General features: G+C 46.7%; 10 protein-coding genes. 6 read left to right on the plus strand and 4 right to left on the minus strand.

The window, feature by feature from the left end; translation table 11 throughout:
• Together V6C93_RS28105 and V6C93_RS28110 are read left to right on the plus strand one after the other, a co-directional pair.
• A partial coding sequence (locus tag V6C93_RS28105; protein WP_333479978.1) for an NAD(P)H-quinone oxidoreductase subunit 4 occupies window positions 1-1,456 on the plus strand: 1,456 nt, incomplete at its 5' end.
• 275 nt (window positions 1,457-1,731) lie between these two features.
• Window positions 1,732-2,736 carry an NAD-dependent epimerase gene (locus V6C93_RS28110; protein ID WP_333479979.1) on the plus strand — a complete coding sequence of 335 codons (1,005 nt, stop codon included), beginning with the start codon at window positions 1,732-1,734 and terminating at the stop codon, window positions 2,734-2,736.
• A gap of 102 nt (window positions 2,737-2,838) precedes the next feature.
• Here V6C93_RS28110 and rseP read toward each other — a convergent pair whose 3' ends face one another.
• The 3 genes from rseP to V6C93_RS28125 all read right to left on the minus strand — a co-directional run bounded on the left by rseP (window position 2,839) and on the right by V6C93_RS28125 (window position 6,084).
• On the minus strand, window positions 2,839-3,939 hold the full coding sequence (gene rseP, locus V6C93_RS28115) for an RIP metalloprotease RseP (protein ID WP_333479980.1): 1,101 nt from the start codon (window positions 3,937-3,939) through the stop codon (window positions 2,839-2,841).
• Between the two features lie 79 nt (window positions 3,940-4,018).
• Complete coding sequence (serS, locus tag V6C93_RS28120; RefSeq protein ID WP_333479981.1) at window positions 4,019-5,305, minus strand: serine--tRNA ligase; 1,287 nt, start codon at window positions 5,303-5,305, stop codon at window positions 4,019-4,021.
• Window positions 5,306-5,526: 221 nt separating this feature from the next.
• Complete coding sequence (locus V6C93_RS28125) at window positions 5,527-6,084, minus strand: DUF3611 family protein (protein WP_333479982.1); 558 nt, start codon at window positions 6,082-6,084, stop codon at window positions 5,527-5,529.
• 778 nt (window positions 6,085-6,862) lie between these two features.
• Here V6C93_RS28125 and V6C93_RS28130 point away from each other — a divergent pair.
• From V6C93_RS28130 to V6C93_RS28145, 4 genes are all read left to right on the plus strand, one after another.
• Window positions 6,863-7,333, plus strand: coding sequence for a hypothetical protein (locus V6C93_RS28130; protein ID WP_333479983.1), 471 nt, complete (start codon window positions 6,863-6,865; stop codon window positions 7,331-7,333).
• Between the two features lie 591 nt (window positions 7,334-7,924).
• On the plus strand, window positions 7,925-8,098 hold the full coding sequence (locus V6C93_RS28135) for a hypothetical protein (RefSeq protein ID WP_333479984.1): 174 nt from the start codon (window positions 7,925-7,927) through the stop codon (window positions 8,096-8,098).
• Window positions 8,099-8,233: 135 nt separating this feature from the next.
• On the plus strand, window positions 8,234-8,587 hold the full coding sequence (locus V6C93_RS28140) for a PadR family transcriptional regulator (RefSeq protein ID WP_349262868.1): 354 nt from the start codon (window positions 8,234-8,236) through the stop codon (window positions 8,585-8,587).
• Window positions 8,588-9,169: 582 nt separating this feature from the next.
• Window positions 9,170-9,703 carry a cofactor assembly of complex C subunit B gene (locus V6C93_RS28145; protein WP_333479986.1) on the plus strand — a complete coding sequence of 178 codons (534 nt, stop codon included), beginning with the start codon at window positions 9,170-9,172 and terminating at the stop codon, window positions 9,701-9,703.
• Between the two features lie 182 nt (window positions 9,704-9,885).
• Here the strand turns inward: V6C93_RS28145 and V6C93_RS28150 are convergent.
• Window positions 9,886-10,183 (minus strand): DUF3155 domain-containing protein (locus tag V6C93_RS28150; protein ID WP_333479987.1); only part of this gene is annotated, 298 nt, incomplete at its 5' end.

Consider the following 10,183-nt stretch of genomic DNA (forward strand, 5'->3'; position numbering starts at 1 on the left):
CTTTTGGAGTCACTACGACTTACAAAACTCCACATTTCAGCTGGTTGAGACGTATCCTTGGATACCCCAGTTGGGATTGAATTGGTCAGTAGCGGTTGATGGTTTGTCGATGCCGCTGATTGTACTCACTGGCTTAGTCACAACCCTGGCTACCCTTGCCGCCTGGAGAGTCACCCACAAACCCAAGCTGTTTTATTCCCTTCTCCTGATTCTGTACAGCGCCCAGATCGGTGTGTTTGCAGCTCAGGATTTGCTATTGTTCTTCTTAATTTGGGAACTAGAGCTAGTTCCGGTTTATCTACTTATCTCTATCTGGGGCGGCAAAAAGCGTCTGTATGCAGCAACCAAGTTTATCCTTTATACAGCAGCAGGCTCAGTATTTATCTTAGTAGCGGCGTTAGCAATGGCCTTCTATGGTGATACCGTTACCTTTGATATGCAACAGCTAGCGCATAAGCACTATCCGATCGCTTTTGAACTACTAGCTTATACAGCCTTCTTAATTGCCTTCGGTGTCAAACTCCCGATATTCCCCTTACATACTTGGTTGCCAGATGCTCACAGCGAAGCGTCTGCCCCCATTTCAATGATTTTGGCTGGGGTGTTGCTGAAGATGGGAGGTTATGGGCTGATGCGTATGAACATGGAAATGCTGCCCAATGCCCATATTCACTTTGCTCCTGTACTAGCGATTTTAGGCGTAGTCAACATTGTCTATGGTGCTTTCACTGCCTTCGCTCAGGAAAATCTCAAGCGTCGGCTGGCTTACTCTTCAATTTCGCACATGGGCTTTGTTCTCATTGGCATTGCTTGCTTCAATGACTTGGGAATGAATGGTGCGATGCTTCAGATGCTGTCTCATGGGTTGATTGCTGCCGCGCTCTTCTTCCTGTCGGGCGTAACCTACGATCGCACACACACCCTGTGGATGGAAGAAATGGGTGGGATGGCGAAAACAATGCCCAAAGCGTTTGCTCTATTCACCATTGGTTCAATGGCATCTCTGGCTTTGCCAGGAATGAGTGGGTTTGTGGGTGAGTTGTCGATATTCCTGGGGATTACCACCAGCGATGCTTACAACCCAGCTTTTAAAGTCGTGATGGTTTTCTTGACAGCCGTGGGATTAATCCTCACCCCGATTTATCTCCTCTCCATGCTACGCCGAGTGTTTTATGGAAATGCTAATCCCGAACTAAAGCTAGAAAAGTATCTGGGTGATATCAATCCTCGCGAAATCTTTATTACCGCTTGCCTACTGGTGCCGATTATTGGAATTGGTCTGTATCCTAAAATGGCAATGCAAACCTATGATATTAAGACAGTAGCCGTTACGGCTCAAGTGCGCCATGCGTTGCCGATGATTGCTCAAGAGAGCGATCGCTTTTACTCGAAAACGTTTACAGCACCCCAGCTTACGATAGGTAAGTCTCAGCAATTGTTGGGTGTGATCAAGTAAATTCCTAACTCTCCCTGAATCTTAAGGTGCAGCTTAAACTTTGCAGTAGGGGTAATATCCAAGTGATATTACCCCTACAGTGATTTTTATACCAAGTAGTGCATTCTGAAGCAGGTATTTGGCCTAAAATCAGATGAGTTCTGTTGCTTACAGCTCGCTGTCGGCACAATCAGCATTGTCCACTACCCTTGAGCCAAAATCCAACGAGTGCTGCCAGAGCTCAATTGTTGTGAGGCCGAACTATCATCTGTCCTAATGATTGGAGTGAAAACCTGATGAAAGTACTGGTCACTGGAGTAGCTGGATTTATTGGCTATCACTTAACCCAACGCTTGTTAGCAGAGGATATCGAGGTTTACGGCATTGACAATCTGAATGATTACTATGATGTCAAATTGAAAAAAGCTCGCTTGGCTCAGCTACAACCACAAGCAAGGTTTACATTTGAATTGCTGGACTTAGTGAACCGCGATCGCATCCTTCAGCTATTTCCAGAACAGAGCTTTGATTATGTGATCAACCTCGCTGCTCAAGCCGGAGTCCGCTATTCCCTAGAAAATCCCTTTGCTTACGTAGACAGTAACATGTCAGGGTTTGTCAATTTATTAGAAGGATGTCGTCAGACTCAAGTCAAACACCTTGTCTTTGCTTCTTCCAGTTCTGTCTACGGTGCCAACACCAAAGTTCCGTTTTCCGTCACGGATAATGTCGATCATCCGATTTCGCTTTACGCCGCCAGCAAAAAGGCCAATGAGTTAATTGCTCATGTATACAGCCACTTATACAATTTACCCGCGACAGGGTTGCGATTCTTCACTGTTTATGGCCCCTGGGGACGCCCTGATATGGCTTATTTCAAATTTGTGAAAGCCATTCAAGAAGGTAAGGCGATCGATGTTTACAACTTTGGCAAAATGAAGCGTGATTTTACTTACGTTGATGATGTGATTGAAGGCGTTGTGCGAGTGATGCATAAACCTCCCAAAATCAATTCAAAGGAGGCGGCTAATCTTGCTCAAGCATCGACCAATCAAGCCCCCTACAAGCTTTACAACATTGGTAACAATAGTCCTGTCGAGTTAATGACCTTTATTGAGGTAATTGAAAAGGCTTTAGGCCAAACAGTTGAGAAGAATTTTCTACCCATGCAGCCTGGGGATGTTCTGTCCACTTATGCAGATGTGGATGATTTGATGAAAGATGTGGGATTTAAGCCCTCTACAACCATTGAAGAAGGGATTCATCGCTTCGTTCGGTGGTATCAACACTACTACCTATAGCAGTCTTATTGGATTTGTGAGCAATAACAAAAGGGCTGTCTTTTTTATAAGACAGCCCTCAAAAATAATCAGCGATGAATGCTACAGTCAGCGGATTGAACTTTACTGCAATAGCTTTTGTACCCAAGCCAGATTAGCCGTATCCCGAATAATCAAGAAAATACCTAAACCGAGTAATAGTACCAATCCAGTTTGCATCACGTTTTGCTGAACTTCAGTCGGCAAGGGCTTACCCCTCACTCCCTCAATCAACAAAAACACAAGTTGACCTCCATCCAATGCGGGTAAAGGTAAGATATTAATGATTGCCAAGTTAATGCTAATGAGAGCGGCAAATTGGAAAAGATTTGCAGCATTTGAACGGGCAATATCGGCTCCAATCTCAACAATCTTGACCGGGCCCGAAACTTGCTCTGCGGTTTCGCTAAAGTTACTGATGAGTTGACCAAAGCCTTTCGCCGTCAAAATCACGACACGCTGATATTCGTCGGCAGCGCTACTGAACGCTTCTCCTATACTTTTGGCACGCTTACGTACCACGTCACCATTCGGGGCTAGCTGTACACCAATTTTACCTTTGCCATCTTGACCGAGTTCCGGCCTCAGGGCAATGGGCAGCGTTTCTTGGTTGCGTTGAATCGTTAGTCTTAGAGGTTTGTTGGGAGATTGTTGAATTTGTTTCATCAGGTAAGTGATAGCTTCCTGGTTCGCTCCCAACTCTTGCCCATTGACGGATAAAACCACATCCCCTGGTTTAATTCCCGCCTCTTGCGCCACGATACTGCTTTCTGCGACGACTTGAGGAACAAGAACACCGGGCTGGTAGTTAAAGTTAGTAAAGTCCGGGGTGCCAACGGTTGCGACTTGACCCACGAGGAGGAAGTAAGCAAACACCAAATTGGCAATCACACCCGCACTAATTACGATCGCACGGTCTAAAATCGGTCGGTTACGAAGTAAATTCGGGTCATTCGGAGGAATTTCGCTATCCGGGTCATCATCGGGGAAACCCACGAACCCCCCTAAGGGAAAGGCTCGGATGGCATACTCGGTTTGTGATCCCTGATACTTCCACAGGATCGGCCCAAAACCTAAGGAGAAACGATTGGCATAGATTCCTTGGAGACGAGCTGCCATAAAATGACCCAGCTCATGGACTAAAATCAGAACCGCCAGGACTGCGATCGCCGCCAAAATTGACATAAGAGGTCTTCAATGTAACAATAACTTACGTTTTTTCATTGTAAGGTCTGATTTCAGATGAGTGCCTGCTTCCTGGGTCTTACAAAACTTCTCTGCCTAGATACGGTTGCAGCACTTCCGGAATTTTGACCGTTCCATCCGGTTGCTGATAATTCTCCAGAACCGCTGACATTGTGCGGCCTACAGCTAAGCCTGAGCCATTCAGAGTATGGACGAACTGAGTCCCTTTTTTCCCTGCTTCTTTAAAGCGAATATTACCCCTTCGTGCTTGGAAGTCTGTGCAATTAGAGCAACTAGAAATCTCACGATACTTTCCAGAGGAGGGCAGCCAAACTTCCAAATCATAAGTTTTGGCAGAGGAAAAGCCAATATCACCGGTACACAGTGCCACAACCCGATAGGGCAACTTTAAGGCTTCCAAAATCTCTGCCGCATTCTGTACGAGTTTTTCGAGTTCCTCGTAAGACGTACTGGGATGAACCAGTTTTACCAGCTCTACTTTATTAAACTGATGCAATCGAATCAGCCCCTTGGTATCTCGCCCGTAGCTTCCGGCTTCGCGGCGAAAGCAGGGAGTATAGGCACAATGATAAATGGGTAGCTGGGATGCCTCTAAGACTTCATCTCGGTAAAGATTCGTTAATGGAACTTCAGCCGTAGGCGCTAGCCATAAATCATCACTGTCGCACTTGAAGCTTTCTTCGGCAAATTTAGGTAACTGACCAGTCGCGGTTAGAGACTGGGTGTTGATCAGAATCGGGGGTATAACTTCTACATAACCACTGGCTGTCTGCCGGTCGAGCATAAAGCTAATCAGTGCTCTTTCCAAAGCTGCACCAGCACCCACTAAGCTAACAAAGCGGCTTTGAGCCACTTTCACTGCCCGCTCAAAGTTGAGAATGCCGAGCTTTTCACCAATTTCCCAATGAGGGAGAATCTTGGCATCTTGGGGTGGAATGTATTCGTCACCCCAACGGCGCACTTCTACGTTTTCCTCTTCACTCTTACCAATGGGCGTGGATTCACTCGGCAAGTTAGGGAGGGCAAGTAAGAGGGATTCTATCTGGGATTTCAGGACTTTTTCCTGAGGTTCCAGTTCACTCAGTGAGGCTTTGACTTGGTTCCCTTCGTCCCGTAACGCTTGCAGTTCGGGTGCGTCCGCAGGGGTTCCCGCTTTGATTTTTTGACCCATCTGTTTGCCAATTTCGTTGCTACGGGCTTGCAACTGAGTTCGGGAGGTTTCCAGTTCCCGTTGGCGCTGATTCAACTCGATAATGGGCTGGAGGTCATACTGACCAGCACCACGCTGATCCAGTAGCTCTTGGACTGTTTGGGGATTTTCTCGAATTTGCTTTAGGTCAAGCACAGACTTTCTCTACATACCGGACGCGATCGCATACATGGCACATATTCTTTGCTCTTAGTAGTCCTTGAAGACCTGCTAAGAGCTGGATTAATTAAATAGTGCCACTCTACAGGATACAAGAGGAGCGCGATCGACGTAATTTACCCAATCTGCCACAGTTTACTTTCAACGTCCAATCTGCTGTAACCGATTCCCCTTCAACCTTGATTTCTAGGAGAATGTCACTTGCTCACTCGATTGAACAGCCACAGCGAAGCCACAATACCCGCAAAATGAGCCGTAATGGTGTTGACGTTCCCCTGTACGACAAATAAATCTAAGGGTTGCACATAGCGACTGGGGTCAAGCACGGCTCCTTGCTGGGACAAAGACTTGGTGAGGACGCTACCCACTACGGCTTGCGCTCCTAAAATAGTCACCAACATTCCCACCAAATTGACAATCAGTCCCAGCCTGATTGCTTGCAATGTCTCTGCTTTACTCGGTCGCCCAGTCTCTAGCAGCTGTTTAGAAATGCGAGTGTAACGGAATGCAAAAAAAGCACCGATACCCAGCGCTACCAGACCACAAATCGCAAAAAAGATTCCGAATCCGGTTCCCTGGGTACCGCCTTGAGTCTTTGTATTTGTGTTAAAGGCTACAGAAACCAGCAAAATAATGGCTGAAACGACGCCTAAAACGACTTGGAGCCCGAAGGAAATCCAGCCGATGGTGCGGAGTGTAAAGACAATTCGCTGAGCAGCGGGAGGGATTGAAGACGTGTCTGGCTTTTCTCGCATCGGGGCTGGAACCTTGAGTGATAACCTAACTTCATTGTATTTTCTCGCGACAACTGACTAAATGTAGGTCGGGTCGGTTTCTCGTTCCTATAGCCATCCCCCGTAATTGATGGAATCAGCTCGTTGTGGAAGTGGAAAAGCCTGGAAGGGTTAAGATGCCCAGCCCACATCACAAGCAACACTTGCGTACCCTTGTCGGATTTCTCTCAGGTCATCTTCAGACTCCTGAGAACTTCTGTAACCCTTTTTCTGGTATTTTGTAAAGAATTGATAAATTATTCTTGACTTCGTTGCTGATCTTAATTATCTGCAAGTAAGATTCACAGAAAGTAAGACGCGTCATACACCCGTATTACACTGGGGTCGGCTAACGAAGCAAAGCCTTGAATTGGTGATCAGCCAGTTCTCTGACTGTAGGGCAGCGCTGTCTCCTTGCTTGAGTGGTTTGGCAGCTTCAATACGCCAGGGTTATCTGAAATTGTCCAACCTCCTGCCTTGGAATAGCGAACCGTTAGCACATCTTTAAGAGTGTCCCTGACTCACGACTTGCTTTTTGCCATTCTCTAAAAGCGGCTCTTGCAGCTAGCTCTGATTAGGGTGCCTATAGGATGGCTACCAAACCGAAGAGATTGCTGATTTCAGACAAAAAGCGTCAAATTTCGCGAACTTTTAACTCAATCTACTCGTCTGGTTAATCAAGTACAGGCATGGGACAGCAACCCCAACGCCTCCTGTGGCTCCCCATTTCTTCGCAGCCTGATCGAAGAGGAACAGAACAATGGAGCGTGTAAGACCCACTTTAAAGCAGCATTTATCCTACATAGCTTGTGCTATGGGCTTGGTCTTGACTTTGTCACTATACAGAAGCAGTGTCGGGACTACTCCTCTATCAGCAGCACAAAACCATTGGGAGGCGATCGCAGCGGAAAATCCAGAGCTTTTAGCTAGCCGATACAGCGATGGAGCTGTTTTAGAGCGCTCTTATGGGGTGTTAGATCTGGACAAAGTTTACCAGGGTCAATCAATTTACCAAGCCTGGTTGGAATTCTTCGAGCAATACCAGATTAAGAACTTCCGGGTGATCAAACAAAAGCAACACGATCGCCGTGTTGAAGCGGAAATTCAAATCACCGCTAAGTCCAGTCGGGGAGCGATCGTGGTCTTATCCATGTCTTACGAGGTGCAATTCGATCAAACCGGCAAAATTGTCAAGGAAGTTTGGCAGGCCGATTCTGAAGTGAGTGTGTAGTTATAAAGAGGTTTAGATTTTTGTTAGACGCAAGGGTTTTGGAAGGTTCCAAACAAATTGAGTGGTTCTTGGGACGGATTGAACCAAAGCGAAGACATCAAAGGCTTACAACGGGGTCTATTTATACCACTGCCGCCTTCAAGTCCCTGGAGTTTATCCAAAATCCTACAGGAAGGTGCTGGTCGCTTCCCCTAGGATGTACCTCCACTGGTGTAGATACTGTATCGGGAAGAGGTCTTAGCGTAGCGATTCCACAGAGGCTAGTGGGAAAGCTATGCCATTTCCCCAACCCGAGGGAATCACCTCTTTCTAGTCGAGGTTTACATCACTTAATAAATTCTGAGCAATCGGGTAACGTCTGCTCATTGCCTGGCACTAGAGACGCTACGGCGATTTACGTCGTTCGATTTCCAGTAGAATAATTAATGTTTGGCGTAGGAAAACGGCTCACGTCTTTACGACCTATCCCTTCACTAACTTGACTGGGTAAAGTAATGCAAAACAAAAGTATGCGGAATATACACCCATAAGTCAGTAGAAAAGAATAATACTTTCAACCTTAGGCCAACTTAGGTTTGGAAGGGAAGGAGAATGCCTACCGTGCCAAACACCTTGAGCATCGCTCAAGTGCTTTCAGCAGGGGCTTTTAGCGACTTCGCTAAAATTGATGGTGATTATTCCGCTGGGTTGCATCTATTAATTACCGCATCAACGAGTGAATTACAGGCTCCTCCAGGCTTTGTTATAAAGTGCGAGGGCAATTAATCGGCTGAAATTGCTCGTTTTTGCCAGACATGCGTGTGCATGTGTGAGTTTTCAGGGGTATCGAAACCACCGTTAGTTTCAGGAAAACTCTCCCATTCAAATCCGGTTGGCTGGGATATACAGCGAGCTATGCAGATGAAATTTGAGGATATCTATCAGTTTTTTCGAGACCCTCCTCCCAACTATCTCAACAAAGAATTAGCCGTATGCTACGTTCTGTCCGTTTTATTGCAAGGGGAATCCTATGGAACACAACTGATCCAACAATTAGAACAGGAGCACCCAACCTATCGACTCTCTGATACCGTCCTCTACAGTGCACTCAAGTTTCTAGAAGATTCAGGAGCCATCTCAGGGTACTGGAAAAAAGTAGAAGGACGAGGACGCCCCCGCAGGATGTATCAAATCCGCCCAGAATGGCGAGACCAAGCGCATGAGCTTGCCAATTTTTGGCGAAGTTACATGAGAACCGAAAGCAAAGCCATGTAGCGGCTTCAACACCTTTGTTGAAGAAGTGGTTAGAGCAGGGCAGCAGGCGAGGAAGAGATTTACCTTAGGGTAGGCACCCCTCAGAACCAGGGAAAGAAGAGTCAGGCTCTTCCAGGCATATCAATGCCTAGAAAATAACTGTGCCAGCTAGGGTGCGCCATGTGCATTTAACTTCCTCCGAAACCTTCCTCGCTTGAGAAAGCTCTATCAACTATGGGCTAGCCAGGGAAGACGCCGACTAGGTGTTAGCGCCAGCGTCTCGTAACAGTAAAGAACCGGGGCGCGATAGATGAAGCCAAACGCAGTGTGATGCGCAAGCGGTAGCTGCGCAGCGAAAAAGCGAGTATAGCGCACAACGCCATCGGGCGTCAGCCGGGTGCTCTCCTTCCTTCGAGTAGCTTCGCTTCACACGTCAGCAGCTCTCTAAGAGCTCAGCGTGCCATAGTGTCGCGCACTGCCATTAGTGTGAGATTCCTTCGGCGCATCGGCACTAGCGTGCTGTCGTGTTGGCAATGGCTGACCAACAAGGCGTCACAAATTGTAAAGTAGGAGCATAATGATACATGTCTTAATCAAGAATCAGTGAATACAACCATTCTTTCTTCGACATTCCTGCTGACGCTGTTGTTGGCGGTAGGTTTATTTTTCTTCATCCGAGCTTCCGTCAAAGACCGAACCGAACAAGTGCGATTGATTGCCCAAGAACCCGAAGAATCGCTGCTAACTCAGTTACAGCAATATTTTGACCAGAGAGCCTACCGGGTAGCAGCCGTCGATGCTGCAACTCATCAAGTTACCTTCCAGGGGTTTGTTCGACCAAGTTGGTTTCTAGCCATCTTTTTAACGTTGCTCGCCGCTTGTGGAATTCTTTGTTTATCGCTGGTTCTCTCGTTGCTGTACCCAACGCTCAGTTATCTTTTTTTTGCCCTTGTTCTCCTAGCACCCGCTGCTGGAGTTTTTTATTGGAAAAAGGCAGGGCGCAGTGAGCAAGTTTGTCTAAAAGTGGAAGCAGTACCCACTCAAGATACTAGTCTGCAAAGTCTCATTACGGTCACAGCTCATCGTGATGAATTGCAAGAGCTTCAACAAGCTCTAAAACTCAAGCCCTTGGCATAAAGGCTTCACCAACTAGGAGATGGGAAATCTTTTGGTAGTTCTTGGTTAGTGGTTAGTGGGGTTATTGCCCTCAATCTCCCTACTAATAATTACGAATCACCAAAATATTAACCCTACTCAAGCGAAAAAGTTTGAGTAGGGCTAAGTTAGAGTGCCTGTGATCCAGTTTTGCCGAAGAAACCTCAGCGACTAGGAACCGCAACAGCAGGCTTTTCTACATGGGAGTCGAGTAGCCGCAGACTGGGAAATAGAAAATGATTTTCTTCGACGTATTGAGCACCAAATAATCCTTTTTCTGCCCAGAAATAACGGTCTGTGGTATGTTCGTTTCGCTTCACGAGTAGCAAAGCGGGTGGAACTATCCCTTTAACTTGAATAAACTTTCGTGCTGCTGTGACCGGTTTATCTTCGCCGCTTTCGAGATTATACTGAGGCACATGCTCCAGAATCTTACGCCCTTCCTGGCGACGGCGACTTTTG

Source organism: Allocoleopsis sp. (assembly GCF_036703385.1).
In the GTDB taxonomy this organism is placed as follows: domain Bacteria; phylum Cyanobacteriota; class Cyanobacteriia; order Cyanobacteriales; family Coleofasciculaceae; genus Allocoleopsis.